The following is a 26211-nucleotide window of genomic DNA, read 5'->3' on the forward strand; positions in this document are numbered from 1 at the left end:
GGATTATTCTCTATCGGGCGGACGGTGGCAGGCTTTGCAGCCGCGACACGCAAAAGCCGTTATCATAGCCGCCTGTTTGCCAACCTTGCCATGGACACCATGACCGAGAACGACTATCTGACCGCTTGGGGCCTTTACGCCTTCGCCGCTTTGGGCTGCCTGTTGGTGTGGTGGCGCATGACCCGCTGGATCTGGCGCTGGCTGCGCGAGCCGCTGCAATTGCTGATGGCGGTGCTGCTGTTCAGTCCGACCATCGTCGACCCGGTCAAGACCCAGTTCGCGCCGGCCGTGGCCATCACCGCCCTGGACCTGGTGCTCAAGGTCGGCAATAACGCCTGGCGGGCCATTTCCGATCTGTTCATGTACACCATGATCGCCTTTGGCGTGTACCTGGTGTTTGTGCTGATCCGTTGGCCCATCGAGCGCGCCGCCAAGGCCCGCCGTGAGCGCAAGGCCGCCGCGGATGCTGCGCTGGCTGCCGAGCCGGATCAAGATGAAGACGACGTGCCTTTTCGCCGTCCTGCACCCGTGAGCGGTATGCGCGTCGAACCGCGCCTTTAACGTTGTCCGCCCTGCTGCGAGAGCCCTGGCATGTGTGAATTATTGGGCATGAGTGCCAACGTCCCCACCGATATCGTGTTCAGTTTCACCGGGCTGATGCAGCGCGGTGGGCGCACCGGTCCCCACCGTGACGGTTGGGGCATCGCGTTCTATGAAGGCCGTGGCCTGCGCCTGTTCCAGGACCCAGCCGCCAGCAGCGAATCGGAAGTCGCGCTGCTGGTGCAGCGTTACCCGATCAAGAGCGAGGTAGTGATTGGGCATATCCGCCAGGCCAACGTCGGCAAGGTCAGTTTGGCCAACACCCACCCGTTCGTGCGCGAACTGTGGGGCCGCAACTGGTGCTTTGCGCACAATGGCCAGTTGGCCGATTTCAACCCACGCGCCACCTTCTACCGCCCGGTGGGCGATACCGACAGCGAAGCGGCCTTCTGCGATCTGCTCAACCGCGTGCGCGAAGCCTTCCCGGAACCGGTGGACATCGAAAAAGTCCTGCCGGACCTGATCGCCGCCTGCTCCGAATACCGCAGCAAAGGCGTGTTCAACTGCCTGCTCAGCGACGGCGACTGGCTGTTTTGCTATTGCTCGACCAAGCTCGCGCAGATTACCCGTCGCGCTCCGTTTGGCCCCGCACGCTTGAAAGATGTCGATGTGATCGTCGATTTTCAGGCCGAAACCACGCCCAACGACGTGGTGACTGTGATCGCCACCGAGCCTTTGACCGACAACGAAAACTGGACCCGCTACGAACCGGGCCAATGGAGCCTGTGGCGACGTGGTGAATGCGTCAGCCAGGGCATCACCGAGTAAGGATATCGACCATGTTGCTCAGTTATCTGCGGTTGGTGCTGTTTGCCATTGGCCTGTTGGTCGGCGTGCAAGTGCCGGGGTTCATCAGCGACTACGCCAAGCGCGTCGAAGCCCATTTGATCGAGGCCCAGACCGGCCTCAGCGGGTTTGAAACCACCGCGCGGCAGTTCTTCAACGGCGACTTGAAGGCATTGGTGGCGCATTACCGCGCCAGTGACGACCCGGTGTTCCAGAGCGACGCCAACAGCCTGGGCGCCATGCTTGATCGCCAGTTAGCCTTGGACAAACAATTTCAGGCCATGCAAGGCCCGTGGTACATCCGCGCCCTGCAAGTGGCGGTGGCGGCGGACCCGGATATCCGCCAGGAAACCTGGAACGGCTACAGCTATCAGATCCTGCTGACGCCTGAGGCCATGGGCTGGGGGCTGGGCGGGGCGATGCTGTTGTCGTTCGGCCTGGAGTGCCTGTTCCGTTTGATCGACTGGGTGGTGTTGGGCGGCAAGCGCCTGCGCCAGAGCCGGCCGATCGAAGAGCGTGACCTGAAAGGTTTGTAAGCCATACACAGTTCCAAATGTGGGAGCGGGCTTGCTCGCGAAGACGGTGTATCAGTCAAAGATATATTCACTGACCCACCGCACTCGCGAGCAAGTCGAATCGTCGCACCGCCGCTCCCACAGATTTAATCGGGTTTCGCCAGCACCATCCGCTCTTTACCGACCTCTTCGGCATACCGTGCCACCACCTTCTGGCACAACCCGACAATCTCCTCCACCAGTTCCACCCCCACGCGCCACGACACCACCACCTGCAAGTTCGGCAGTTTCTGCGCCATCGGCAACATCACCAATTCGCCGCGCGCCAGTTCTTCGCTGACCAGCACCGGCGGCAGCGCGCCAATGCCGAAGCCATCGCGCAACAAGCGAGTAATCGCCGACACCGAGTTCACACAGTTCATCCGTGGCGCGGCCACGCCGTTGGCTTGCATCAGGCTGATCACGTCCTGGTGCGGATGGGAGTTTTTCGAGTAGGTGATGATGCGCTCCTGGGCCAGTTCGGCCAGGGAGGCGTAGTCACGGTTGTAGATCGACTGGCTGGCGACGATCCAGGCCATGGGGTGGCTGCACAGCTCCAGGCTGCGCACGGTTTCGAGGCGCAGCAGGTCGGTTTGCAGGATCAGGTCGAGGAAGCCTTTTTGCAGCTGATCGCTGAGGTTTAGCGCGGTATCGGCGACCAATTCGATTTCTACCAGCGGGAAGTGGTCCATCAGTTCCGCCACCAACGGGCTCAGCCAGGTGTGGATCACCGTGTCCATCGCGCCGATGCGGATGCGCCCGACTTTGCTGCTGGTAGTCTCCAGGGATTGCTTCAAACCCTGCATGGTCACCATCATTTGCTCGGCGTAATCGAGCACCTTCAAGCCTTCCGGGGTCAGGCTCACGCCGCGTGAGTCGCGCAGAAACAATTTCACCCCCAGTTCACTTTCCAGCACCGCGATGCGGCTGGAGATCGACGCCTGGGTGGTGAACAACTTCTCGGCGGTCAGGCGGAAACTCTTGAGCTTGGCCACCCAGACGAAGGTTTCGAGGAACTTCAAATTCATGGGATCAACTTTTTCTTATGCATGGATCGGTTTTTATTAGTTGGACGCCGCACCGGGCCAGCGCCAAAAATCGAGCTATTCCACGATAAGCGTCGTAGGGGGGGCAGGACAAGTTGCGAGTTCTGTGTAAAAAATCCCACACTACAAAAAAATAAAGCCTACAGGAGCGACCAGCGTGAGCCGCCTTCTTCTGAATTGCGACATTGGCGAAAGCTTCGGCAACTGGACCCTGGGTCTGGACGCCGAGGTCATGCCGTTCATCGATTGCGCCAATGTGGCCTGCGGCTTCCATGCCGGTGACCCGAGCATCATGCGCAAGACCGTCAGCCTGGCACTCAAGCATGGCGTGCAAGTCGGTGCGCACCCGGCGTATCAGGACCTGCAGGGTTTTGGCCGTCGTTCCATGATCTACACGCCCCAGGAAATCCATGACCTGTTGCACTATCAGATCGGCGCCCTCGACGGCATCTGCCGGGCGCAAGGTGGGCGGGTCAGCTATGTGAAGCCCCACGGCGCGATGTACAACGACATGATGGCCAATCCGGCGCAATTGCGCGCGGTGATCCAGGCCGTGGCGGCCTACGGCGAACTGCCGCTGATGTTGCTCGCCACCCGCGACAACAGCGCAGCGCAGGCGTTAGGCGACGAGTATGGCGTCACCCTGTGGTTTGAAGCCTTTGCCGACCGCGCCTATGACAACAAGGGCCACCTGGTTTCGCGCCAGTTGCCCGGTGCCGTGCACCACGATTCCGACACCATCCTGCAGCAAGCCCTGACCATCTCCCGAGGTGAAGCCCTGACCGCCAGCGACGGCAGCTCGTTGGTCCTGCAGGCCAATACGCTGTGCGTACACGGTGACAACGCCAGCTCGATCGCCGCCGTGCAGCGTATCCGCGAGGCATTGAAGCCAGCATGAAGCCTCGGATTGAAGTGGTAGCCATCGACTGCCTGATGGTGCGTCTGTTTGATGCAATCGCCGAAGCCAACATGCCGTGGATGCTCGCCGCCACTCAGCGCTTGCGCAGCGGTTTCGGCGCGGCCTTGGTGGACCTGGTGCCGTCCTACACCACCTTGATGGTGCATTACGACCTCGGCGCATTGAACCCAGCCCAGGCACGGGAATTGATCGACCTGGCTCTGACCGAGCTGCAACCGCAGACCCAGGGCAGCGGCCAGTGCCATGTGCTGCCGGTGTGGTATGACCTGAGCGTCGGTCCTGAGCTGACCCTGCTCAGCCAGCGTAGCGGCCTGGCCATCGACGATGTGATCCGCCGCCACAGCGCCCACGAATACCAAGTGTTCGCCCTCGGCTTCGCCCCCGGTTTTGCCTTTATGGGCCTGGTGGATGAAATCCTCGCTGCGCCACGCCTCAGCACCCCGCGCAAACGCGTGGCGGCGGGCAGTGTCGGCATCGCCGAACGGCAAACCGCCGCCTATCCGGTGGTCTCGCCGGGCGGCTGGAACCTGATAGGCCGCACGCCGGCCAAACTCTTCGATCGTGAGCGAGACGGCTACAGCCTGATGCAACCGGGCGACACGGTGCGTTTTGAAGCGGTTGATCACGCCGAATTCATCAAACTGGGTGGCGATGACACGCCGTTGGAGGCGCAGGCATGAGCCGCTTGATCATCGAGGCCAGCACACCGCTGTGCCTGTTGCAGGACGCCGGCCGTTTTGGCGTGCGCCACTTGGGCGTGACCCAGGGCGGCGCGCTGGATTGGGTGTCGATGTCCTGGGCCAACTGGCTGCTGGGCAATGCGCTGGACGCGCCGGCGGTGGAAATCACCCTCGGCGGCTTTACCGTGCAGGCCGAGGATTACTGCCTGCTGGCCCTTGCCGGTGCGGATTTGGGTGCTTACATCGACGAACGCGCCATCAGCCCTGGCCGCAGTTTTATCCTGCAAAAGGGCCAGCGTTTGCGTTTCACCCAGCCATTCAATGGCGCGCGGGCCTATCTGGCGGCGCCGGGTGGGTTTGATGCGCCGGATGTGCTGGGCAGTTGCGCCACCGTTGTACGTGAAGAACTGGGCGGCGTGGACGGTTTCGGTAAGTCACTGGCCGAAGGCGCGTGCTTGGCCTATTCCGGTACAGGTGGCGCAATGAAGGTGCTGAGCGCACCGGATTTGCAATCCGGTAAACCGTTGGACGTGATCGTCGGCGCCCAGATCGGCCAGTTCAGCGGGCAAAGCCTGTTCGATGCGTTCAACACCGAATGGACCCTGGACAGCCGCGCCGACCGCATGGGCATGCGCCTGCTGGGCACGCCGTTGCAATATCAGGGGCCGTCGTTGATCTCCGAAGGGATTCCGCTGGGGGCGATCCAGGTGCCGCCGGATGGGCAGCCTATTGTGTTGCTCAATGACCGGCAGACGATTGGCGGTTACCCGCGCCTGGGCGCGCTGACGCCATTGGCGCTGGCGCGGCTGGCGCAGTGCTTGCCGGGGGAGAAGGTGAGGTTGGCGCCGGTGGTGCAGGAGACGGCGCACCGGCAGCATGTCGACTTCTTGCAGCGTTTTCGCTAACCCCCGTAGGGGCCCGGCTTGCCGGCGATGGCGTCCGCCCGTCTTGCATAAGGCTCAAGGGTGCCATCGCCGGCAAGCCGGCCCCTACAGGTCGTGCGGGGTTACTTGGAGAGGAAGCGCATCCCTTCCTCAAGCCCGCGCAAGGTCAGCGGATACATCTGATCCTCCACCAGCTCCCGCACAATTCCCGTCGACGCGGTATACCCCCAGGTGTCCTTCGGATACGGGTTAATCCAGATCAGCTTCTTGTACTTGGCCATGAAGCGCTGCATCCACACATAGCCCGGCTCCTCATTCCAATGCTCGACGCTGCCGCCGGCCTGGGTGATTTCATACGGCGCCATCGAGGCATCGCCGATAAAGATCACTTTGTAATCGGCACCGTATTTGTGCAGCAAGTCTTGGGTCGAGGTGCGTTCCGACGTGCGGCGCTGGTTGTTTTTCCACACCGATTCGTACACGAAGTTATGGAAGTAGAAGTACTCCAAATGCTTGAACTCGGTCTTGCACGCCGAGAACAGCTCTTCGCAGATCTTCACGTGGGCATCCATCGAGCCGCCGATATCGAACAGCAATAGCAGCTTGATGGTGTTACGCCGCTCCGGGCGCATCTGGATATTCAGCAACCCGGCGTCACGTGCGGTGTGGTCGATGGTGCCGTCAATATCCAGCTCTTCGGCTGCACCCTGGCGCGCAAATTTGCGCAGGCGGCGCAGGGCGATCTTGATGTTGCGCGTGCCCAGTTCAACCTGATCGTCGAGGTTCTTGTACTCGCGTTGGTCCCACACCTTAACGGCCTTGCCCTGGCGCTTGCCGGCATCGCCGACGCGAATGCCTTCCGGGTTATAGCCGCCGGAGCCAAACGGGCTGGTGCCGCCGGTGCCGATCCACTTGTTGCCGCCGGCGTGACGTTCCTTCTGTTCTTCCAGGCGTTTCTTGAATTCCTCGATGAGTTTGTCGAGGCCACCAAGCGACTGGATCTGCGCGCGTTCCTCATCGGTCAGCGAACGTTCGAATTCCTTGCGCAGCCAGTCTTCGGGGATCAACGCCTGCAGGTGGTCGTCGAGTTTTTCCAGGCCATTGAAGTAAGCGCCGAAGGCCCGGTCGAACTTGTCGAAATGCCGCTCGTCCTTGACCAGGATCGCCCGCGCCAAGTAATAGAACTCGTCCATATCGGCGAAGGTCACGCGCATTTTCAGCGCGTTGATCAGGTCGAGCAGCTCGCGCACCGACACCGGCACCTTGGCGGCACGCATCTCGTTGAACAGGTTGAGCAGCATCAGCGATTACCGCGACGGCTCATGAACGCCAGACGCTCCAGCAACTGCACGTCTTGCTCGTTCTTCACCAACGCACCGGCCAGCGGCGGGATGGCTTTGGTCGGGTCGCGCTCGCGCAGCACGGCTTCGCCGATATTGTCAGCCATCAACAGCTTGAGCCAGTCCACCAGTTCGGAGGTGGAGGGCTTTTTCTTCAGTCCCGGTACTTTGCGCACATCGAAGAACACGTCCAGCGCTTCGCTGACCAGGTCTTTCTTGATGTCGGGGTAGTGCACATCGACGATCTTTTGCAGGGTGGTGCGGTCAGGGAAGGCGATGTAGTGGAAGAAGCAGCGACGCAGGAACGCGTCCGGCAGCTCTTTTTCGTTGTTGGAGGTAATGATGATGATCGGGCGTTTCTTGGCCTTGATGGTCTCGTCGATTTCGTAGACGTAGAACTCCATCTTGTCGAGTTCTTGCAGCAGGTCGTTGGGGAACTCGATGTCGGCCTTGTCGATTTCATCGATCAACAGGATCACCCGCTCCTCAGACTCGAAGGCTTCCCAGAGCTTGCCCTTTTTCAGGTAATTGCGCACGTCATGCACCTTGTCCACGCCCAGCTGCGAGTCGCGCAGACGGCTGACCGCGTCGTACTCGTACAGGCCCTGGTGGGCCTTGGTGGTCGACTTGATATGCCAGGTGATCAGCTTGGCACCGAAGGACTCGGCCAATTGCTCGGCGAGCATGGTCTTGCCGGTGCCGGGCTCGCCCTTGACCAGCAGCGGCCGCTCCAGGGTGATGGCGGCGTTGACGGCCAGTTTCAGGTCATCGGTAGCCACATAGGCCTGGGTGCCTTCGAACTTCATCGGTGTTTCCTCGCATTCATCAATGCCCGGACTATACCGCGCAGCCCCGGCGACTGTGAACGCAGGCGGCTTATTCAGTCTCTGAATGACCAGTCACGATCAATCCGCCGACGGCTTGGGTTGTTCATAGCGCGCATTGAACGCCTGGATGAAGCCGTTGCGCAAAATCGCCAAAAACGCAGAAAACGCGCTGACATTTTGCTGGTGCACGCTGCCACTGAGTTCAACACGGGTGGCGAACTGGTTTTTCGCCTGGTTTTTCAGCACGGTTTCACTGGCGCCGACCACGGCCTCCCAGATCGAGCGGAAGATGTTCTTGTCCTTGTTCTCCACGTCCTGTTGCCAGTCGAACACTTCTACATCGCGCATCAGCGGCTTGATATACCCGGTCAACTGGCCTTTTTCCGCCTGGGCTTCGATCACCACGTCGCCGGTGCCAGCCTTGAAATCGAATTTGCCGTAGGCCGAAGCGAAGTCATTCATGCGCTTGAGCTGCAGGTCCTTGGCGCGAAAACGGAATTCGAAGTTCTCGAAATTGCTCAGCGGGTCGAAGGTGGCGGTGGCTTCCAGCGGCGCCTGGCCCTGAAGGAGCGCCTTGCCCTCGAAGCGGGCGTCGCGCTTGCCTTTGACGTCGACCACGTTGGTCAGGTTATAGAAGCTGGCGTTGACCTCGGTGGCATTGATGTTGACCGGTGGCTTGGAGTTGAAGTTGTGGAAGGCGATCTTGCCGTCCTCGATACGCACCTCGTCGAGGGTGATGGGGGCCAGCTTGCTCAATTGCTCGCGCCAGTCGGTGCCCTTACCGGTCTGGGACGCCTGCTTGTTGGCGCCGCCGTCGACGAAGTTCACTTCGGGGTTGATAAAGCGCACCTTGGCGACTACCGCATGGTCGTACCACAGCGAGTGCCAGCTCACCGCCAGGTCGATCAACGGCGCCTTGACGAACGGTACAGGCACTTTGCCATCGACCTTGATGATCTCCAGGCCGTTGATCCTGTAGGCGCCGCGCCACAGGGCCAGGTCCACATCGGTAACCTGGCCGCGGTAGTCGCCCATATCAGCGAGCTTCTCATTCAAATAGTTGCGCACCATGTAGGGCAGGGCGATGCTCAGGGCAACCAGCACCACCAGCAATCCGGCAACGGTCCATAGTGGCCAGCTGTAGCGACGTTTCATGGGGAGGGTCCTCTGTCCGTATAGGGGATGGACTGTTGTTAAGCGTGCAACGTTCCTCCGACTGGACGCTTCGCGGCACGAGGCATACCCTTGTGGCCTTCCTGAACACCGCCCAATAGGACCCGTCATGAGCCGCATCTTTGCAGACAACGCGCACTCCATCGGTAACACGCCCCTGGTTCAGATCAACCGGATCGCACCGCGTGGCGTGACCATCCTGGCCAAGATCGAAGGGCGTAACCCAGGCTACTCGGTGAAGTGCCGCATTGGCGCAAACATGATCTGGGACGCTGAAAGCACCGGCAAACTCAAGCCGGGCATGACCATTGTCGAACCCACCTCCGGCAACACCGGCATCGGCCTGGCATTCGTCGCCGCCGCCCGCGGGTACAAATTGCTGCTGACCATGCCGGCCTCCATGAGCATCGAGCGCCGCAAGGTGCTCAAGGCACTCGGCGCCGAGCTGGTGTTGACCGAGCCGGCCAAGGGCATGAAGGGCGCGATCGAGAAAGCCGGCGAAATCGTTGCCAGCGACCCCGCCACCTATTTCATGCCGGCTCAGTTCGAAAACCCGGCCAACCCGGCGATCCACGAGAAAACCACCGGTCCGGAAATCTGGAATGACACCGATGGCGCCGTGGACGTGCTGGTGGCGGGGGTGGGCACTGGCGGCACCATCACCGGTGTGTCGCGCTATATCAAGAACATCGCGGGCAAACCGATCCTGTCGGTGGCGGTCGAGCCGATTGTGTCGCCAGTGATCACGCAGGCGCTGGCCGGTGAAGAGATCAAGCCCAGTCCGCACAAGATCCAGGGCATCGGCGCCGGGTTTGTGCCGAAGAACCTTGACCTGTCGATGGTTGACCGTGTGGAGCTGGTGACCGACGACGAATCCAAGGCCATGGCCCTGCGCCTGATGCAGGAAGAGGGGATTCTGTGCGGTATCTCCTGCGGCGCCGCGATGGCCGTGGCGGTACGCTTGGCCGAGAAACCGGAGATGCAGGGCAAGACCATCGTGGTGATCCTGCCGGACTCCGGTGAGCGCTACCTGTCGAGCATGCTGTTCAGCGATTTGTTTACCGAGCAAGAAAACCAGGCTTGATTTGAGTCAGCGCCGATAACCCGGGCCTTCTGCATAATGGCCCAACTGTTTATCATGGCCGGCTGCTACGTCTGCTGTTGGCCAGGCGCTTATTTCCAGGAGTTGCTGCATGACCTTTTCTTTGGCCGCCAAGCTGTCGGTGCTGGCGTTGTTTATCGGCAGCACGTTGTATGTGCACCTGCGCGGCAAGGCGCGTTTGCCGCTGTTGCGCCAGTTCGTCAACCATTCGGCGCTGTTCGCCCCGTATAACGCCTTGATGTACCTGTTCTCGGCCGTGCCGTCCAAGCCGTACCTGGACCGCAGCAAGTTCCCGGAACTGGATGTGCTCAAGGACAACTGGGAAGTGATCCGCGAAGAGGCCATGCACCTGTTCGATGAGGGATACATCCGCGCGGCCGAAAAGAACAACGACGCCGGCTTCGGCTCGTTCTTCAAGAAGGGCTGGAAGCGTTTCTACCTCAAGTGGTACGACAAACCCCTGCCGTCGGCCGAGGCGCTGTGCCCGAAAACCGTGGCGCTGGTGAGCAGCATTCCCAACGTCAAGGGCGCGATGTTCGCGCTGTTGCCGGGCGGCAGCCACCTCAACCCGCACCGCGACCCGTTTGCCGGTTCCCTGCGTTATCACCTGGGCCTGTCGACGCCGAACTCCGACGACTGCCGCATCTTTGTCGACGGCCAGGTCTACGCCTGGCGTGACGGTGAAGACGTGATGTTCGACGAAACCTACGTGCACTGGGTCAAGAACGAAACCGAGCAGACCCGTGTGATCCTGTTCTGCGACATCGAGCGGCCACTGAGCAACCGTGTGATGACCCGCGTCAACCGTTGGGTCAGCAAGCAATTGGGGCGCGCCACTGCGCCGCAGAACCTGGATGACGAGCGCGTGGGCGGGATCAACCAGGCGTATGCCTGGAGCAAGACCTTCAGTGACAAGTTCAGCGGCGTGGTCAAGCAGTGGAAGCGCAAGCATCCGAAGGCTTACCGGATTGCGCGGCCGGTGCTGGCGGTGGTGGTGCTGGTGCTGCTGTGGAAGTGGTTGTTCGGCTGATCCACGCCGTATAAAAAAGGCGCCGCATCGAAAGATGCAGCGCCTTTTTTAATGCCTGGAGTGCGATCACCGCCCTTGTAGGAGCCCGGCTTGCCGGCGATGGCGTCCTTGAAAGCGCTATCGCCGGCAAGCCGGGCTTCTACAGGGTTATGAGGCGATCAGTTGACGCAGTACGTAATGCAGAATCCCGCCCGACTTGAAGTATTCCACCTCATTGAGCGTATCGATCCGGCACAACACCTCCACCTTCTCGCTACTGCCATCCTCCCGGGTAATCACCAGCGTCAGGTTCATGCGTGGCACGATCTCCACGTCGGTCAGACCGAGAATGTCGATCTTCTCCTTGCCGGTGAGCTTGAGCGACTTGCGGTTCTGATCCAGCTTGAACTGCAGCGGCAGCACGCCCATGCCCACCAGGTTGGAGCGGTGGATCCGCTCGAAACTCTCGGCGATCACCGCCTTGACGCCCAGCAGGTTGGTGCCCTTGGCTGCCCAGTCGCGGCTGGAGCCGGTGCCATATTCCTGGCCGGCCACCACCACCAGCGGTGTGCCCGACGCCTGGTATTTCATCGACGCATCGTAGATCGGCATTTTCTCGCCAGTAGGGATGTACAGCGTATTGCCGCCTTCTTCGCCGCCGAGCATTTCATTGCGGATACGGATATTGGCAAAGGTGCCACGCATCATCACTTCATGGTTGCCCCGGCGTGAGCCGTAGGAGTTGAAGTCGCGCGGTTCCACGCCTTGTTCACGCAGGTAGCGACCGGCGGGGCTGTCGGTCTTGATATTGCCGGCCGGGGAGATGTGGTCGGTGGTCACCGAGTCGCCCAGCAGCGCCAGCACGTTGGCGCCTTTGACGTCCTTGATGACCGGCAGTGGGCCTGCAATGTCGTCGAAGAATGGCGGGTGCTGAATGTAGGTCGAGTCTTTCTGCCACACGTAGGTGGCGGCCTGTGGCACTTCAATGGCTTGCCACTGCTCGTCACCGGCGAATACCTCGGCGTATTCCTTGTGGAACATGCCGGTGCTGACCTGGGCCACGGCATCCGCGATTTCCTTGCTGCTCGGCCAGATGTCCTTGAGGTACACCGGCTTGCCATCCTGATCGTTACCCAGCGGTTCACTGCTGATATCGATGCGCACGGTACCCGCCAAGGCATACGCCACCACCAGCGGCGGTGAAGCCAGCCAGTTGGTTTTCACCAGTGGGTGCACGCGGCCTTCGAAGTTGCGGTTACCCGACAGCACAGACGCCACTGCAAGGTCGGCCCTCTGGATGGCTTTTTCGATCGGCTCGGGCAGCGGGCCGGAGTTGCCGATGCAGGTGGTGCAGCCGTAACCCACCAAATCAAAGCCGAGCTTGTCCAGATACCGGGTGAGGCCCGCCGCTTTGTAGTAGTCGGTAACCACTTTGGAGCCTGGCGCCAGAGAGGTTTTAACCCACGGCTTGCGTGTCAGGCCTTTTTCCACGGCCTTTTTCGCCACCAGCCCGGCCGCCATCATCACGCTGGGGTTGGAGGTGTTGGTGCAGGACGTGATCGCGGCGATCACCACCGCGCCGTTTTTCAGGCGATAGGTCTGGCCGTCGTATTCATAGTCGGTTTCGCCCACCAGGTCGGCATTGCCCACGGCAACCCCGCCACCGCCTTCGCTTTCCAGGCGGCCCTCTTCTTTGTTGGTGGGTTTGAATTGCAGGTCGAGGAAGTCGCTGAAGGCTTGGCCGACATTCGGTAGCGCCACACGGTCCTGCGGGCGTTTCGGCCCGGCCAGGCTGGCTTCCACGCTACCCATGTCCAGGGCCAGGCTGTCGGTGAACACCGGCTCCTGGCCCGCGTTGCGCCACAAGCCCTGGGCTTTGGTGTAAGCCTCGACCAGCTTCACGGTTTCTGTGGGACGGCCGGAGAGGCGCAGGTAGTCCAGTGTCACCTCATCCACCGGGAAAAAGCCGCAGGTGGCGCCGTATTCCGGGGCCATGTTGGCGATGGTGGCGCGGTCGGCCAACGGCAGGTCGGCCAAGCCGTCGCCGTAGAACTCGACGAATTTACCCACCACGCCTTTCTTGCGCAGCATCTGGGTCACGGTCAGCACCAAGTCAGTGGCGGTGATGCCTTCCTTCAATTTGCCGGTGAGCTTGAAGCCGATCACTTCCGGGATCAGCATCGACACCGGTTGGCCGAGCATCGCCGCTTCCGCTTCGATCCCGCCCACGCCCCAGCCGAGTACGCCCAGGCCGTTGATCATGGTGGTGTGGGAGTCAGTGCCGACCAAGGTGTCGGGGAAGGCGTAAGTGCGACCGTCTTCGTCCTTGGTCCACACGGTGCGGCCGAGGTATTCGAGGTTGACCTGGTGGCAGATGCCGGTGCCCGGTGGCACCACGCTGAAGTTGTCAAAGGCGCTCTGGCCCCAGCGTAGGAAGGCGTAGCGTTCGCCGTTGCGCTGCATTTCGATGTCGACGTTTTGCTCGAAGGCGTCGGCGTTGCCGAACTTGTCGACCATCACCGAATGGTCAATTACCAGGTCCACGGGCGATAGCGGGTTGATGCGCTGCGGATCGCCCCCGGCCTTGGCCACGGCGGCGCGCATGGCGGCCAGGTCGACCACGGCGGGGACGCCGGTAAAGTCTTGCATCAACACGCGGGCGGGGCGGTACTGGATCTCACGGTCGGACTGGCGTTCCTTGAGCCAGGCGGCAATGGCCTTGAGGTCGGCGCCGGTGACGGTCTTGTTGTCTTCCCAGCGCAGCAGGTTTTCCAGCAGCACCTTCAGTGACATCGGCAGCTTGTCCAGGTCACCCAGGCTCTTGGCGGCTTCGGGCAGGCTGAAGTAGTGGTAGGTTTTGCTGTCTATTTCAAGGGTCTTAAGGGTTCTCAGGCTATCAAGCGATGACATGACACGACTCCTTATGGTCCGCACGGCTACGGACCTGACGGGACGAACAGAGCTATCAACTTAGCCCTGTTTTCATTAGCAGGCTAATAACTGGACTCTATCGTTAAGTCCAAGGTTCCGAACTCCGTTATCATGCGCGGGTTTTCATGACAGGCATTGCGACAGCGCAACGTCAGTTGATTCACTTGGAGAGTTGATGAACACCCTTTTTATGCACTGCCGCCCGGGTTTTGAAGGCGAAGTCTGTTCCGAGATCGCGGACCTCGCCGCGCGCCTGAACGTTTCCGGCTACGCCAAGGCCAAGACCGGCAGCGCCTGCGCCGAGTTTGTCTGCACCGAAGAAGACGGCGCCCAGCGCCTGATGCACGGCCAGCGCTTTGCCGAGCTGATCTTTCCTCGGCAGTGGGCGCGCGGGGTGTTCATCGACTTGCCGGAAACGGACCGCATCAGCGTGATCCTCGCCCACCTGCGCGAATTCCCGGTGTGCGGCAGCCTGTGGCTGGAGATGGTCGACACCAACGACGGCAAGGAACTGTCCAACTTCTGCAAGAAATTCGAAGTGCACCTGCGCAAAGCCCTGCTGAACGCCGGCAAACTGGTGGACGACCCGAGCAAGCCGCGCCTGCTGCTGACCTTCAAGAGTGGCCGCGAAGTGTTCATGGGCCTGGCCGAGTCGAACAACTCGGCAATGTGGCCGATGGGTATTCCGCGTTTGAAATTTCCCCGCGAAGCGCCCAGCCGTTCGACCCTCAAGCTGGAAGAGGCCTGGCACCACTTCATCCCCCGCGACCAGTGGGACGAGCGCCTGCACGGCGACATGACGGGCGTCGACCTTGGCGCAGCGCCCGGCGGCTGGACCTGGCAACTGGTCAACCGTGGCATGCTGGTGACCGCCATCGATAACGGCCCGATGGCCGAAAGCCTGATGGACACTGGCTTGGTGCAGCACTTGATGGCCGACGGTTTCACCTTCGTGCCCAAGCAGCCGGTGGACTGGATGGTCTGCGACATCGTCGAAAAACCGGCGCGTAACGCCGCGCTGCTGGAAACCTGGATCGGCGAGGGGCATTGCCGCGAGGCGGTGGTGAACCTGAAGCTGCCGATGAAACAGCGCTACGCCGAAGTGAAGCGCCTGCTGGAACGCATCGAAGACGGTTTCAAAGCGCGCGGCATCCGCGTGGAGATCGGCTGCAAGCAGCTGTACCACGACCGAGAGGAAGTGACCTGCCACCTGCGTCGGTTGGTGGATGTGAAGAAAACCAAGGCCCGGTAGACTGGCGGCCAGTTCCAGGAGTAGATCATGAGCGATATTTTCGACACCGCCGTCGACGGCACCCTAGATGCAACAGGCCTGAATTGCCCAGAGCCCGTGATGATGCTGCACCAGCACATCCGCGACCTGGCGCCCGGCGGCTTGCTCAAGGTGATCGCGACCGACCCGTCCACGCGCCGCGATATTCCCAAGTTCTGCGTGTTTCTCGACCACGAACTGGTGGGTCAGCAGGAGCAGGCCGGCACGTACCTGTACTGGATCCGCAAAAAAGCCGACTGATTACTCGATGTACTGTAGGAGCGAGCTTGCTCGCGAAAATCCTCAAGGCTAATGCAGCGCACCTGGGTTAACGCGGCGCTCTCGGGTTTTTCGCGAGCAAGCTCGCTCCTACAGGTGTTCCTTGTCGGCGCGAATGCGCCGGCGTGCACTGCGCGCCAGGCGTACCAGCAACATCCCCGCCGCACAGCTCAATCCCACGATCAGCCCTTGCCACAAGCCGCTTGGGCCGCTCGGTTCGCCGAGCCAATTCGTCAGCCCCAGGGCGTAACCCACCGGCAGGCCAACGCCCCAATAGGCGAACAAGGTCAGTACCATCGTCACTCGGGTGTCCTGGTAACCACGCAGTGCGCCAGCCGCCGTGACCTGGATCGAGTCGGAAAACTGGAACAGTGCCGAGAACACGATCAGCGTCGAAGCCAAGTGAATGACCACCGGGTCCGGCGTATAGATCGCCGCAATCTGCTCGCGAAACAGCAACATCAGGCTGCAGGACAGGCAGGCGTAGGCCAGCGCCGTGCCCATGCCCACCCCGGCGGCGAAGCGTGCTTCACGCGGTTCCCCACGTCCCAGCGCCTGGCCCACGCGTACCGTTACGGCCATGCTCAGGGAGTAGGGGATCATGAACACCAGGGAGCTGACGTTCAGCGCGATCTGATGACCGGACACCACCGTGGCTCCCAAGCTGCCCAGCAGTAGGGCAATCACCGCAAAAATGCTCGACTCGGCAAAGATCGCCACGCCAATCGGCAGGCCAATGCCCAGCACGCGCTTGATCACCGCCCATTGTGGCCAGTCGAAACGCTTGAACAGTTCGCTGCTCTGGTAGGCCGGCCCCCAGCGGGTCCAGCCGGCCAGGCCAAGCATCATCACCCACATCGAAATGGCCGTCGCCCAACCGCAACCTACGCCGCCCATGGCCGGCAGGCCGAGGTGACCGTAGATGAAGATGTAGTTCAGCGGGATATTCAGCGCCAGGCCGCACAGGCCCATGACCATGCTTGGCAGCGTACGGCCCAGGCCGTCACTGAAGCAGCGCAGCACGTAATAGAACGCAATGGCCGGCATACCGGCGGCGATGCCATGCAAGTAACCCATGGTGGGCGCGATCAGGTCCGGCTCAACCTTCATTGCATGCAGGATCGGCTCGGCGCAGAGCAGTAGCAGTGAGCCGATGATGCCGACCACCAAGGCCAGCCACAGTGACTGACGCACCAGTGGTCCGATCTCGCTGTACTGGCCCGCACCGAAGCGTTGGGCAACTTTCGGCGTGGTGGCCAGCAGCGTACCGCTCATCAGCAGGTAGACCGGAATCCAGATCGAGTTGCCCAGGCCCACCGCCGCCAAGTCTTGGGGACTGACGCGGCCGGCCATCACCGCATCGACAAAACTCATCGCAGTAGTGGCCAGTTGGCCGACCATGATCGGCAGGGCGAGCGTCAGCAGGCCGCCGACTTCCCGGCTGATGCGGGCGGGGCGGCTGAGGGTGGCAGAGGCAGTGTTCACGTACAGGTGTCCAATCAAGGGATGCGCAAGGACCGCGGATTCTACGCTTTGACGCATTGGTCAGGAAAAATCCTGTGTTAGGGATTTGTAAGCGCGGGTCGTGATCCCTGTACACTGCGGGTCCGCGAAAGGAGCCTGCCATGTTGATTGTTGCCGACGAAAATATTCCGCTGCTCGATGCATTCTTCCAGGGATTTGGCGAGATCCGCCGGGTGCCCGGCCGTTCCATCGACCGCGCCACAGTCGAGCAGGCTGACGTGTTGCTGGTGCGCTCGGTGACCAACGTTAACCGTGCGCTGCTGGAGGGGACGAACGTGCGTTTCGTCGGCACTTGCACCATCGGCACCGATCACCTGGACCTCGACTACTTCAAGCAGGCCGGCGTCCAGTGGTCCAGCGCCCCCGGCTGCAATGCCCGTGGCGTGGTGGATTATGTGCTGGGCAGCCTGATGACCCTGGCTGAAATCGAAGGTGCCGACCTCACTCAGCGCACCTATGGCGTGGTTGGAGCCGGCGAAGTGGGCGGGCGGCTGGTCAAGGTACTCAAGGGCCTGGGCTGGAACGTGCTGGTGTGTGACCCGCCACGGCAGATTGCCCAAGACGGCGATTACGTCAGCCTGGAGCAGATCATCGAGCAATGCGATGTGATCAGCCTGCACACGCCGTTGACCAAGTCCGGCAATGGCTCCACCTGGCACCTGTTCGACCGCGAGCGGCTCAACCAGCTCAAGCCCGGCACTTGGCTGATCAACGCCAGCCGTGGCCCGGTGGTGGACAACGCCGCCCTGCGCGAGGTGTTGCTGGCGCGCGAAGACCTGCAAGCGGTGCTGGATGTGTGGGAGGGCGAACCTGAAGTGGACGTGGACCTTGCCGACCTGTGCGTGCTGGCCACGCCGCATATCGCTGGTTACAGCCTGGATGGCAAACAGCGCGGCACGGCGCAGATCTATCAGGCGTTCTGCGTGCACCTGGGGCAGGAACCGAGTATTCAGTTGAGTGATTTGCTGCCGCCGCCGTGGTTGGCCGAGGTGCAGTTGAACGCGTCCACCGACCCGGCCTGGGCGCTGGCGACCCTGTGCCGCAGCGTGTACGACCCGCGCCGGGATGATGCGGACTTCCGGCGGAGCCTGGTAGGAACGGTGGAAGAACAGCGCAGGGCGTTTGACCTGCTGCGCAAGAACTACCCGGAGCGCCGTGAGATTGATGGCTTGAAGGTGCGCATCAACGGTGAATCGGCGGTGCTATCGAACATCGTCGGCGCATTGGGCGCTGTGAGCGTTTAGACCGCAGTAAAAAACCCGGCCACCTGGGCCGGGTTTGCAAGAGCGTCGGCGCTTCAGCCTTGCTGGGCAGGCTTGACCAGTTTTTCGTCCAGTTCGCGGCAGGCTTGCTGGATCATCTCTTCGGTAATCTGCACTTCGCGGCCTTTGGCGTCGATGTACGAGCAAGGCAACTGCTGCGGTTGGCGGATCACTTCAATCTTGGCATCGCTGCTGTTCTGCAAGGTCATGGCCTGTCTCCTCATCAGGTTGTTTACCTAGTTTGCTTCTTTACTCTAAGCCGCCCGAGTGACCACGCTGTTACAACTCCCTGCAAGATCACCGGTTCGAATACCCAGTCCACCAGAAACCGCCTCGGATTTCCAGCCAGGGGTTAGACCGATAGCCTCTAGGGATAGGTATCGGCGGGCATAATTAACCTGACTCATTGTTATTTGCCCAAGTTCCCCCAATGTTGAGGACAGGTTCCTCACTGGTGATGCCCTCCATGTTCTCAGTCCGTCAACGCCGCGCGATCCGCCTGGCCAGCCGCTTCATCGCGCCCTACCGCTGGCACGCGCTCGGCGCCCTGTTGGCGCTGATCGTCACGGCCGGTATCACCTTGTCCATGGGGCAGGGCATTCGCCTGCTGGTGGACCAGGGGTTCATGACTCAATCCCCACACTTGCTCAACCAGTCCATCGGCCTGTTCATGATCCTCGTACTGGGCCTGGCAGTGGGCACGTTTGCACGGTTCTACTTGGTGTCGTGGATCGGCGAGCGGGTGGTGGCGGACATCCGTCGGCAAGTGTTCAACCATCTGATCTACCTGCATCCGGGCTTCTATGAAAATAATCGCAGCTCGGAAATCCAGTCACGTTTGACCACTGATACCACCTTGTTGCAATCGGTGATCGGCTCGTCGTTGTCGCTGTTCCTGCGCAACGCGCTGATGGTCATCGGGGGCATCGTGTTGCTGTTTGTGACCAACCCCAAGCTCACCAGCATCGTGGTGGTGGCATTGCCGCTGGTGTTGGCGCCGATCCTCATCTTCGGCCGCCGGGTGCGCAGCTTGTCGCGGCAAAGCCAGGACCGTATCGCCGATGTGGGCAGCTATGTGTCCGAGACCCTCGGCCAGATCAAGACCGTGCAGGCCTACAACCATCAGGTGCAGGACGAGCAGCGCTTCGCCGTGACCGTGGAAGACGCCTTCACCACAGCGCGCAAACGCATCACCCAACGCGCCTGGCTGATTACCCTGGTGATCATGCTGGTGCTCGGCGCCGTGGGTGTGATGCTGTGGGTGGGCGGCATGGATGTGATCAGCGGGCGCATATCCGGCGGCGAGCTGGCGGCGTTCGTGTTCTACAGCCTGATTGTCGGCAGTGCGGTCGGCACCCTGAGCGAAGTACTCGGTGAGTTGCAACGCGCCGCCGGGGCCGCCGAGCGGATCGGCGAGTTGTTGCAGTCGAGCAACGAAATCCAGGCGCCCGCCGCCGGGACGGTGCAACTGCCTGAGCGGGTCAGTGGCCGCATGGAACTGCAAAACCTGCGGTTTTCCTACCCTTCACGGCCCGATAGCTATGCTGTCGACGGCCTGAACCTGACCATCAATCCCGGTGAAACCCTGGCGTTGGTGGGCCCATCCGGCGCGGGCAAATCGACGATTTTCGACCTGTTGCTGCGCTTCTACGATCCCCAGCAAGGCTGCATCCTGCTCGAAGGCCATCCGCTGACCGAACTCGACCCTATGGACCTGCGCCGCCACTTCGCCCTAGTGTCCCAGAGTCCGGCGCTGTTCTTCGGCAGCGTCGAAGACAACATCCGCTACGGCAACCCGACCGCCACTCGGGAACAGGTCGAAGCCGCCGCCCGCATTGCCCACGCCCATGACTTCATCCTGCAAATGCCCGACGGCTACCAGACTCACTTGGGCGACGGCGGCATGGGCCTCTCCGGCGGCCAACGCCAACGCCTGGCCATCGCCCGCGCGCTGCTGGTGGACGCGCCGATCCTGCTGCTCGACGAAGCTACCAGCGCCCTCGATGCCCAGAGTGAACACCTGATCCAGCAAGCGCTGCCGCAGTTGATGCAAGGGCGCACTACCCTGGTGATCGCCCATCGGCTGGCCACGGTGAAGAACGCTGATCGCATTGCGGTGATGGACCAGGGTAAGTTGGTGGCGATCGGGACGCATCAACAGTTGATTGCGAGCAATGCGTTGTATGCGCGATTGGCGGCGTTGCAGTTCAGTGATGGGGTGGAGGTCGCGAACAGCGAGGTCTAGGCAAGTTACCAAGCATTGTTGAGGGTTGCTGAGGGGGCTTCTGTGGTGAGCGGGCTTGCCCCGCGCTGGAGTGCGAAGCACTCCCAATTCAGTCGTCACGGTGTAGGTGTAGCCGAAAAATTTTGATATCCGGTTTTGGGGCTGCTACGCAGCCCAGCGCGGGACAAGCCCGCTCACCACAGAAAGCTAGCTGACCACCGCAGGCCCGCTTGCTATAGGGTTTTCAATCCCCTGGAGCAGGGGGACCTTCGGGCTAGGCCTTACTGATCATCAAAATACCGCTCATGCCAATCCACCAGCGGCTGGGGTGAATTGAGTTTCTGCCCGTAGATCACCGAATAAGACAGCACGTTCTGCACATACTGGCGGGTTTCGTCGAACGGGATGCTTTCAACCCACACATCGAAACTCAGGTGGTCTGCGCCGCGCAGCCACTGGCGTACACGGCCGGGGCCGGCGTTGTAGGCGGCGGAGGCGAGTACGCGGTTGCCGTTGAACTGGCTGTGCACCTGGCTCAGGTAGGCGGCGCCGAGCTGGATGTTCTTGTCCGGGTCCAGCACCTGGGCCGGGGAGGCCAGGGGGATGCTGAACTTGCGCGCGGTTTCCTTGGCGGTGCCGGGCATCAGTTGCATCAGGCCGCTGGCACCGACGCCGGAGCGGGCGTCGTCCATGAAGGCGCTTTCCTGGCGAGTGATGGCGAACACCCAGCTGGAATGCAGGCCGCGCACCTTGGCTTCACGCACCAAGGTGTCGCGGTGCGCCATTGGGAAGCGGATGTCCAGGTCGTCCCAGTATTGCGCCTGGCTGATGGTGCGGATCGCCGGGAAGTACCACTTCATGTCGTAGGCCAATCGGGCCTGGGCGACCATCTCGTCACGGTTGAAGTGACGGCTGACGTGGTACCACTCGCGACGGCCATCCACTACCTGGCCACGGGCATAGAATTCCAGCGCACGGCGCACGCCAGGGGTGTTGCGCACCTTGTTGACCAGTGCCTGGCTCATCAGCAGCGGCTTGTTCTTCAGCTGGTACGGGGCTTTGGAACGATCTGCCGCAAGGAAACCGTAGAAGTCACGCTCTTGCGCCAGGTTTTTGTATAGGACCAGCGCTTGCGGGTTCTTAGGTTCTGCCAGTTCCAAGCTGCGGGCCTGCCAGTAGCGCCAGCGGTTGGTGGTCGCCAAGTCCTGTGGGAGTTTGCGGGTCAACTGGTACGCATCTTCCCAGCGCGCCAGGCGCAGCAGCAAGCGCAGGCGCCATTCGGAGACGGTGTTGTCACGCAGTTCAGGGTCGTACTTGGTCATCACCTCTAGGGCGCGCGGGTCATAGCGCTTGGCCAGGGTGAGGCCGATTTCGCGGGCGATCGACACTTTTTCGTCACGCGAGAAGTGCATGCTGCTGGCGTAGCCGTCGAGCAGGGCCATGGCCTTGTCCGGATCCTGGCGTGCCAGGCGACGCAAGCCGAGGCCCACGGCGTCAGACATGGCCTCAGTGGCCGGCAGGAAGCGTGACGGGTCGCTGAGCATGTCGGGCTTCTGCGCCACGTCCACCATCAAGCGACCTTGGGCGCCGAGGGTGGGCAGGGTTTTCACCAGGCTGTTGGCCAGGGCGTAGTTGCGCGCTTCGGCGGCGAGCTTGGCGCGGTCCCAGATCTTCTGTTCGGTGAGTTGGCCGTCTGCCGCCCACTGGCCGAAGGTGACATCGCAGGCCGCCGGTTGGGACTTGCCAGTCATCCAGAGTTTTTCGGCGGTCTTATAGCCTTCCGCCTTCAAGTTGTGGGTGAGCTGGTACTGGCCATGCAGGCAGTCCAGCTCAACGAAATTAAGCTTGGCGTCGTAGTACTTTTCAAAGGTCTGCCAGTCACCACGCTCGGCCAGCCAGCGCAACCAGCGCAGTTTCATCCAGTTGGCCTGGGGCAGGTCGCCGTTTTTGGCGAGGAACTGCTCGATTTCCTGGTTGCTCGCGGTTTTCAGGCGTGCCGTCAGTTCGTCATAGGCCAGGTACGGTGTCAGCGGGTAATCGGCCAGGGCTTGGCTGTATTGCATGTACGGGCCGGTGTCGCCTTTGGCCAGGGCGCGTTTGGCTTCATCGTAATATTGACGTTGGGTGGTGAGGTCCACGGCCTGGGCGGATTGAACGGCGGTGGCGGAAAGAAGCAGACAAGATAAAAAGTTGAAAAGGCGACTGCGCATGAGACGTCCGTGCAGAGAAATCACGACTAGCATCGGCACCGCCGACACTGATTGCCCCTAGCTTAGCCTTTTGCCCGACGCAGACGAAAGCTTTGCCGGGCGGTTCGTTCAAGTTCGTAGCAAATGTCCTACAGAACGTGTCGGCAGCGAAAATGCCAGCCGCATCCCACCCCTAACTCAGGTAGAATGCGCGCCCAGTTTTTGGAGAAGCGTATGACCCTGCTCAAATTCAGCGATGTGTCCCTTGCTTTCGGCGCTATGCCGTTGTTGGACAAGGTGTCCTGGCAGATCGCCCGTGGTGAGCGGGTGTGCATCATCGGCCGCAACGGCACCGGCAAATCCAGCATGATGAAGCTGGTCAAAGGCGATCAGAAGCCTGATGACGGCTCTGTATGGCGCGCGCCGGGCCTCAAGATCGGCGAATTGCCGCAAGAATTGCCCGTGGCCGACGGACGGACTGTGTTCGACGTGGTTGCCGAAGGCCTCGACGGCGTCGGCGCACTGCTCGCCGAATATCATCACCTGGCGCAAAATTGCGTCACCGAAGACGACCTGAACAAACTGATGCACGTTCAGCAAGACCTCGAAGCCCGCGATGGCTGGCGCTTGCAGCAACTGGTCGACAGCACCTTGAGCCGCCTGCAACTGCCGGCCGACAAGACCCTCGCCGAGTTGTCCGGTGGCTGGCGTCGTCGCGTGCTGCTGGCCCAGGCCCTGGTGTCCGAGCCGGATCTGCTACTGCTCGACGAACCCACCAACCACTTGGACATCGGCGCGATTGCCTGGCTGGAAGAGGCCCTCAAGGAATTCCAGGGCGCCGTGCTGTTCATCACGCACGACCGTTCCTTCCTGCAAAACCTGGCGACCCGCATCCTTGAACTGGATCGTGGCGGCTTGATCGACTGGAACGGCGACTACGCCAGCTTCCTGGTGCACAAGGAAGCTGCGCTGGCCGCCGAAGAAACCGCCAACGCGCTGTTCGACAAGAAGCTGGCCCAGGAAGAAGTCTGGATCCGCCAGGGCATCAAGGCCCGCCGCACCCGTAACGAAGGCCGCGTACGCGCACTGAAAGCCCTGCGTGTCGAGCGCAGCGAACGCCGCGAGCGCACCGGCAAGGCGAATATCCAGCTGGACACCGCCGACAAGTCGGGCAAGCAAGTAATGGTGCTGGAGAACGTCAGCTTCCATCACCCGGACGGCCCGTTCCTGATCAAGGACTTCTCCATGGTCCTGCAGCGCGGCGACCGTATCGGCCTGCTGGGCGCCAACGGCACCGGCAAGACCACCTTGCTCAAGCTGATGCTCAGCGGCCTGCAGCCGACCAGCGGCACCGTGGAAGAGGGCACGCGCATCGACGTGGCTTACTTCGACCAGCTGCGCCACCAGTTGGACCTGGAAAAGACCGTGATCGACAACGTCGCCGAAGGCCGCGACTTTATCGACATCGATGGCCAGAGCCGCCACGTGCTCAGCTACCTGGGCGATTTCCTGTTCAGCCCGCAGCGTGCGCGTACGCCGGTGAAAGCCTTGTCCGGTGGCGAGCGTGCGCGCCTGCTGCTGGCCAAGCTGTTCAGCAAGCCGGCCAACCTGCTGGTGCTCGATGAACCGACCAACGACCTTGACGTAGAAACGCTCGAACTGCTGGAAGAAGTGCTGCTGACCTTCAACGGTACCGTGCTGATGGTGAGTCACGACCGGGCATTCCTCGACAACGTGGTCACCAGCACCCTGGTCTTCGAAGGTGAAGGCAAGGTGCGTGAATACGTCGGTGGTTACCAGGACTGGCTGCGCCAGGGCGGCTCGCCGCGCCTGCTGGGCGTGACCGAGAGCAAATCCGGCAAGGCCGACTTGAACTCGGCCGTGGTGGCTCCGGTGGCGGCTGCTGCGCCGGTTGCAGAGGCGGCGCCAGTGGGCAAGAAGAAGCTCAGCTATAAGCTGCAGCGTGAACTGGAAGCCTTGCCGGGTGATATCGAGGCCAAGGAACAGCAGATTAAGACGGTAGAAGCGGACATGGCTGACGCGGGTTTCTACCTGCGTCCGGCGGCGGAAACCGCCAAGGTGATTGCCTCCCTGGAGAAACTGAACCAGGAGTTGGAAGTGTTGGTTGAGCGTTGGGCTGAGCTGGATGCCTGAGTGATTCCAGTGCATTAAAAAACCCGGTGTTCATCTGATGAACACCGGGTTTTTTATAGGAACCAGTAGGAGCCGGCTTGCCGGCGATTGCATTCTGTCAGGCCATACATCTGGCGGCTGACAGTCCGCTATCGCTGGCAAGCCAGCTCCTACAAGGGGTTATGCGTTTTTGACCAGCTTCACGGCCAGCACATCGCACGGCGCACCGTGCAGCACATCATTGGCTGTAGAACCCAGCAACAACGCCAAGCCGTGACGACCATGGCTACCCACCACGATCAAGTCGCAAGACTTTTCCTTGGCCAGATGGTGGATTTCCTGGCGCGGTTGGCCGTACGTCAGGTGGCAGTCTTCCTTTTTCAGGTGCGGGTATTTGAGAATCAAACGGTCCAGACGCTCCTTGGCCTGGTCAAATTGCTGTTGCTGCAACTGGGAAAGGTCCATGGGCACGTCGCCACCAAAGGCCATGGCCATGGGCTCGACGATATGCACCAGCGACAGTATGGCGCCATTGGCCAATGCAGATTCCTGCGCGCGCTTGATCACCGGATCGCACTCTTCGGTCAGATCGACAGCGACCAGAATATGTTGGTAGGGCATGAGGCGTTCCTCCAAGGGACTGCAATATGTTCAGTATGGCTGCTTTCAAGCGGATGGGGTTGCGTCAGGTCAAATCCGCTCATCTAGAAATTCGGGAGTACACATATGACGGTCTGGATAGTGGTGTCAATCCTTGTGGTGGTTCTGAGCCCCCTGGCATGGTTGCGCCCGTCGCGCCATCAGAGCGGGCGCATGGCCCTGCGCATGGAGGCGCGCCGCATCGGCCTGGCCATGCAGTTGTCGCCCCAGGAATGGCCGCATTGGCTCAAGCAGGAGCCACCGAGCCCGTGCGCGCAATACTGCCGGCCACGGCGTGGCAGCACACCGGCCATTTGGAGTTACTGGCAGCTGGAGCCCGGAGTCTGGGTGAATCAGTGGCGTGAAGTGTGTGTTGATGAAAAGTTGTTGCCGCATTTTGCGACCTTGCCGGACAACGTCTACAAGGTCGAAGCCGACAAGCAGATGATCGCCCTGTATTGGGGCGAGAAGGGCGAGGCGAGCGTGTTGAAGGCTATCGATACGCTGCTCAAGGCCTTGGCCTGACACCGACCCTGGCGGCCTGCGACAACCCCCTGTAGGAAGCCCGGCTCCTACAAAGGGCGTGCAAATCATGGAAAACGGCAGGCAATAAAAAGCCCGACATCATCATCGGGCTGGAGTTGGCCAGGCAGGCCGGTAATTCTGTGTTCCCTGCGCCGGATGTTCATCCAGGCGCGTTACGGTTGTCGCTAGCCTAGCGGCATATCCCGTTCTGTACAGCCTTTTCCCTCATCTTTTCCATTATTGATTTCGTGAATATTTGAATATTGACGAGTCGCGGGATTATGGTCGGGGTTCTGAAATGACTGGAAAGTCGCG

General features: G+C 61.2%; 23 protein-coding genes. 14 read left to right on the forward strand and 9 right to left on the reverse strand.

Annotated elements, in window-relative coordinates; genetic code table 11:
* Positions 1-24: 24 nt before the first annotated feature.
* From U367_RS0127265 to U367_RS0127275, 3 genes are read left to right on the forward strand one after another with little or no spacing between them, the layout of a single operon-like run.
* Positions 25-561, forward strand: a complete 537-nt coding sequence (locus U367_RS0127265; RefSeq protein ID WP_028619398.1) for a hypothetical protein — start codon at positions 25-27, stop codon at positions 559-561.
* A 30-nt stretch (positions 562-591) separates the two neighbouring features.
* Entirely contained in the window at positions 592-1368 is a 777-nt protein-coding gene (locus U367_RS0127270) for a class II glutamine amidotransferase (protein WP_016975237.1), read from the forward strand.
* A gap of 11 nt (positions 1369-1379) precedes the next feature.
* Positions 1380-1922, forward strand: a complete 543-nt coding sequence (locus U367_RS0127275; protein ID WP_028619399.1) for a DUF2937 family protein — start codon at positions 1380-1382, stop codon at positions 1920-1922.
* 125 nt (positions 1923-2047) lie between these two features.
* Here U367_RS0127275 and U367_RS0127280 read toward each other — a convergent pair whose 3' ends face one another.
* Positions 2048-2968, reverse strand: coding sequence for a LysR family transcriptional regulator (locus U367_RS0127280; protein ID WP_028619400.1), 921 nt, complete (start codon positions 2966-2968; stop codon positions 2048-2050).
* Between the two features lie 175 nt (positions 2969-3143).
* On the opposite strand from U367_RS0127280, the gene U367_RS0127285 reads away from it, so the two are divergent.
* Genes U367_RS0127285 through U367_RS0127295 form a run of 3 tightly spaced genes read left to right on the forward strand, consistent with a single transcriptional unit; the run spans position 3144 to position 5490 of the window.
* The gene (locus U367_RS0127285; RefSeq protein WP_028619401.1) at positions 3144-3884 is read left to right on the forward strand and encodes a 5-oxoprolinase subunit PxpA; all 741 of its coding nucleotides are present in this window, start codon (positions 3144-3146) and stop codon (positions 3882-3884) included.
* Positions 3881-4585: a 5-oxoprolinase subunit B family protein gene (locus U367_RS0127290; protein WP_028619402.1), complete on the forward strand. Its 705-nt coding sequence runs from the start codon at positions 3881-3883 to the stop codon at positions 4583-4585. The genes U367_RS0127285 and U367_RS0127290 overlap by 4 nt, the downstream gene beginning before the upstream one ends.
* The gene (locus U367_RS0127295; RefSeq protein ID WP_028619403.1) at positions 4582-5490 is read left to right on the forward strand and encodes a 5-oxoprolinase subunit C family protein; all 909 of its coding nucleotides are present in this window, start codon (positions 4582-4584) and stop codon (positions 5488-5490) included. Before U367_RS0127290 ends, U367_RS0127295 begins: the two co-directional genes overlap by 4 nt.
* Positions 5491-5591: 101 nt before the next feature.
* Here U367_RS0127295 and U367_RS0127300 read toward each other — a convergent pair whose 3' ends face one another.
* From U367_RS0127300 to U367_RS0127310, 3 genes are all read right to left on the reverse strand, one after another.
* A complete protein-coding gene (locus U367_RS0127300) occupies positions 5592-6770 on the reverse strand; it encodes a vWA domain-containing protein (protein ID WP_016975243.1) in 1179 nt (392 codons plus the stop codon).
* Positions 6770-7615, reverse strand: coding sequence for an AAA family ATPase (locus U367_RS0127305; protein ID WP_003210690.1), 846 nt, complete (start codon positions 7613-7615; stop codon positions 6770-6772). The genes U367_RS0127300 and U367_RS0127305 overlap by 1 nt, the downstream gene beginning before the upstream one ends.
* Before the next feature lie 99 nt (positions 7616-7714).
* Positions 7715-8791, reverse strand: coding sequence for a DUF748 domain-containing protein (locus U367_RS0127310; RefSeq protein ID WP_028619404.1), 1077 nt, complete (start codon positions 8789-8791; stop codon positions 7715-7717).
* Positions 8792-8918: 127 nt separating this feature from the next.
* Between U367_RS0127310 and cysK the strand changes: the two genes are divergently transcribed.
* Together cysK and U367_RS0127320 are read left to right on the forward strand one after the other, a co-directional pair.
* Positions 8919-9893, forward strand: a complete 975-nt coding sequence (cysK, locus tag U367_RS0127315) for a cysteine synthase A (protein ID WP_010212098.1) — start codon at positions 8919-8921, stop codon at positions 9891-9893.
* Positions 9894-10002: 109 nt separating this feature from the next.
* Positions 10003-10941: an aspartyl/asparaginyl beta-hydroxylase domain-containing protein gene (locus U367_RS0127320; protein ID WP_028619405.1), complete on the forward strand. Its 939-nt coding sequence runs from the start codon at positions 10003-10005 to the stop codon at positions 10939-10941.
* A 147-nt stretch (positions 10942-11088) separates the two neighbouring features.
* Here the strand turns inward: U367_RS0127320 and acnA are convergent, their stop codons facing one another.
* On the reverse strand, positions 11089-13830 hold the full coding sequence (gene acnA, locus U367_RS0127325) for an aconitate hydratase AcnA (RefSeq protein ID WP_028619406.1): 2742 nt from the start codon (positions 13828-13830) through the stop codon (positions 11089-11091).
* Positions 13831-14026: 196 nt separating this feature from the next.
* On the opposite strand from acnA, the gene rlmM reads away from it, so the two are divergent.
* Together rlmM and tusA are read left to right on the forward strand one after the other, a co-directional pair.
* Entirely contained in the window at positions 14027-15103 is a 1077-nt protein-coding gene (gene rlmM / locus U367_RS0127330; protein WP_016975248.1) for a 23S rRNA (cytidine(2498)-2'-O)-methyltransferase RlmM, read from the forward strand.
* A 27-nt stretch (positions 15104-15130) separates the two neighbouring features.
* Positions 15131-15382 (forward strand): sulfurtransferase TusA, encoded by a 252-nt coding sequence (tusA, locus tag U367_RS0127335; RefSeq protein WP_028619407.1) that lies wholly within the window; start codon positions 15131-15133, stop codon positions 15380-15382.
* A gap of 108 nt (positions 15383-15490) precedes the next feature.
* Here tusA and U367_RS0127340 read toward each other — a convergent pair whose 3' ends face one another.
* Positions 15491-16885, reverse strand: a complete 1395-nt coding sequence (locus U367_RS0127340) for an MATE family efflux transporter (protein WP_028619408.1) — start codon at positions 16883-16885, stop codon at positions 15491-15493.
* Positions 16886-17025: 140 nt separating this feature from the next.
* Between U367_RS0127340 and pdxB the strand changes: the two genes are divergently transcribed.
* The gene (gene pdxB, locus U367_RS0127345) at positions 17026-18168 is read left to right on the forward strand and encodes a 4-phosphoerythronate dehydrogenase PdxB (RefSeq protein ID WP_028619409.1); all 1143 of its coding nucleotides are present in this window, start codon (positions 17026-17028) and stop codon (positions 18166-18168) included.
* A gap of 53 nt (positions 18169-18221) precedes the next feature.
* On the opposite strand, the gene U367_RS1000000132120 is transcribed toward pdxB, so the two are convergent.
* A complete protein-coding gene (locus tag U367_RS1000000132120) occupies positions 18222-18395 on the reverse strand; it encodes a PA1571 family protein (RefSeq protein ID WP_028619410.1) in 174 nt (57 codons plus the stop codon).
* 248 nt (positions 18396-18643) lie between these two features.
* On the opposite strand from U367_RS1000000132120, the gene U367_RS0127355 reads away from it, so the two are divergent.
* Positions 18644-20431 carry an ABC transporter transmembrane domain-containing protein gene (locus U367_RS0127355; protein ID WP_161634134.1) on the forward strand — a complete coding sequence of 596 codons (1788 nt, stop codon included), beginning with the start codon at positions 18644-18646 and terminating at the stop codon, positions 20429-20431.
* 260 nt (positions 20432-20691) lie between these two features.
* Here the strand turns inward: U367_RS0127355 and U367_RS0127360 are convergent, their stop codons facing one another.
* Positions 20692-22620: a transglycosylase SLT domain-containing protein gene (locus U367_RS0127360; RefSeq protein WP_028619412.1), complete on the reverse strand. Its 1929-nt coding sequence runs from the start codon at positions 22618-22620 to the stop codon at positions 20692-20694.
* Between the two features lie 213 nt (positions 22621-22833).
* Here U367_RS0127360 and U367_RS0127365 point away from each other — a divergent pair, with 213 nt between their 5' ends.
* Positions 22834-24753: an ATP-binding cassette domain-containing protein gene (locus tag U367_RS0127365; RefSeq protein ID WP_028619413.1), complete on the forward strand. Its 1920-nt coding sequence runs from the start codon at positions 22834-22836 to the stop codon at positions 24751-24753.
* Between the two features lie 159 nt (positions 24754-24912).
* Here the strand turns inward: U367_RS0127365 and U367_RS0127370 are convergent, their stop codons facing one another.
* Complete coding sequence (locus U367_RS0127370) at positions 24913-25353, reverse strand: universal stress protein (protein WP_028619414.1); 441 nt, start codon at positions 25351-25353, stop codon at positions 24913-24915.
* A 105-nt stretch (positions 25354-25458) separates the two neighbouring features.
* Here U367_RS0127370 and U367_RS0127375 point away from each other — a divergent pair, with 105 nt between their 5' ends.
* Positions 25459-25896, forward strand: a complete 438-nt coding sequence (locus tag U367_RS0127375) for a hypothetical protein (RefSeq protein ID WP_028619415.1) — start codon at positions 25459-25461, stop codon at positions 25894-25896.
* Positions 25897-26211 lie beyond the last annotated feature (315 nt).

Origin of the sequence: Pseudomonas canadensis, from assembly GCF_000503215.1 — a bacterium.
GTDB classification, from domain to species: domain Bacteria; phylum Pseudomonadota; class Gammaproteobacteria; order Pseudomonadales; family Pseudomonadaceae; genus Aquipseudomonas; species Aquipseudomonas canadensis.

Excerpts from the sequence above, each read along its gene's own strand:
- U367_RS0127270 (WP_016975237.1), top strand. The coding sequence starts at position 592 with ATGTGTGAATTATTGGGCATGAGTGCCAACGTCCCCACCGATATCGTG.
- U367_RS0127275 (WP_028619399.1), top strand. The coding sequence starts at position 1,380 with ATGTTGCTCAGTTATCTGCGGTTGGTGCTGTTTGCCATTGGCCTGTTG.
- U367_RS0127280 (WP_028619400.1), bottom strand. The coding sequence starts at position 2,968 with ATGAATTTGAAGTTCCTCGAAACCTTCGTCTGGGTGGCCAAGCTCAAG.
- U367_RS0127290 (WP_028619402.1), top strand. The coding sequence starts at position 3,881 with ATGAAGCCTCGGATTGAAGTGGTAGCCATCGACTGCCTGATGGTGCGT.
- U367_RS0127295 (WP_028619403.1), top strand. The coding sequence starts at position 4,582 with ATGAGCCGCTTGATCATCGAGGCCAGCACACCGCTGTGCCTGTTGCAG.
- U367_RS0127300 (WP_016975243.1), bottom strand. The coding sequence starts at position 6,770 with ATGCTGCTCAACCTGTTCAACGAGATGCGTGCCGCCAAGGTGCCGGTG.
- U367_RS0127305 (WP_003210690.1), bottom strand. The coding sequence starts at position 7,615 with ATGAAGTTCGAAGGCACCCAGGCCTATGTGGCTACCGATGACCTGAAA.
- U367_RS0127310 (WP_028619404.1), bottom strand. The coding sequence starts at position 8,791 with ATGAAACGTCGCTACAGCTGGCCACTATGGACCGTTGCCGGATTGCTG.
- cysK (WP_010212098.1), top strand. The coding sequence starts at position 8,919 with ATGAGCCGCATCTTTGCAGACAACGCGCACTCCATCGGTAACACGCCC.
- U367_RS0127320 (WP_028619405.1), top strand. The coding sequence starts at position 10,003 with ATGACCTTTTCTTTGGCCGCCAAGCTGTCGGTGCTGGCGTTGTTTATC.
- acnA (WP_028619406.1), bottom strand. The coding sequence starts at position 13,830 with ATGTCATCGCTTGATAGCCTGAGAACCCTTAAGACCCTTGAAATAGAC.
- rlmM (WP_016975248.1), top strand. The coding sequence starts at position 14,027 with ATGAACACCCTTTTTATGCACTGCCGCCCGGGTTTTGAAGGCGAAGTC.
- tusA (WP_028619407.1), top strand. The coding sequence starts at position 15,131 with ATGAGCGATATTTTCGACACCGCCGTCGACGGCACCCTAGATGCAACA.
- pdxB (WP_028619409.1), top strand. The coding sequence starts at position 17,026 with ATGTTGATTGTTGCCGACGAAAATATTCCGCTGCTCGATGCATTCTTC.
- U367_RS1000000132120 (WP_028619410.1), bottom strand. The coding sequence starts at position 18,395 with ATGACCTTGCAGAACAGCAGCGATGCCAAGATTGAAGTGATCCGCCAA.
- U367_RS0127355 (WP_161634134.1), top strand. The coding sequence starts at position 18,644 with ATGCCCTCCATGTTCTCAGTCCGTCAACGCCGCGCGATCCGCCTGGCC.
- U367_RS0127360 (WP_028619412.1), bottom strand. The coding sequence starts at position 22,620 with ATGCGCAGTCGCCTTTTCAACTTTTTATCTTGTCTGCTTCTTTCCGCC.
- U367_RS0127365 (WP_028619413.1), top strand. The coding sequence starts at position 22,834 with ATGACCCTGCTCAAATTCAGCGATGTGTCCCTTGCTTTCGGCGCTATG.
- U367_RS0127370 (WP_028619414.1), bottom strand. The coding sequence starts at position 25,353 with ATGCCCTACCAACATATTCTGGTCGCTGTCGATCTGACCGAAGAGTGC.
- U367_RS0127375 (WP_028619415.1), top strand. The coding sequence starts at position 25,459 with ATGACGGTCTGGATAGTGGTGTCAATCCTTGTGGTGGTTCTGAGCCCC.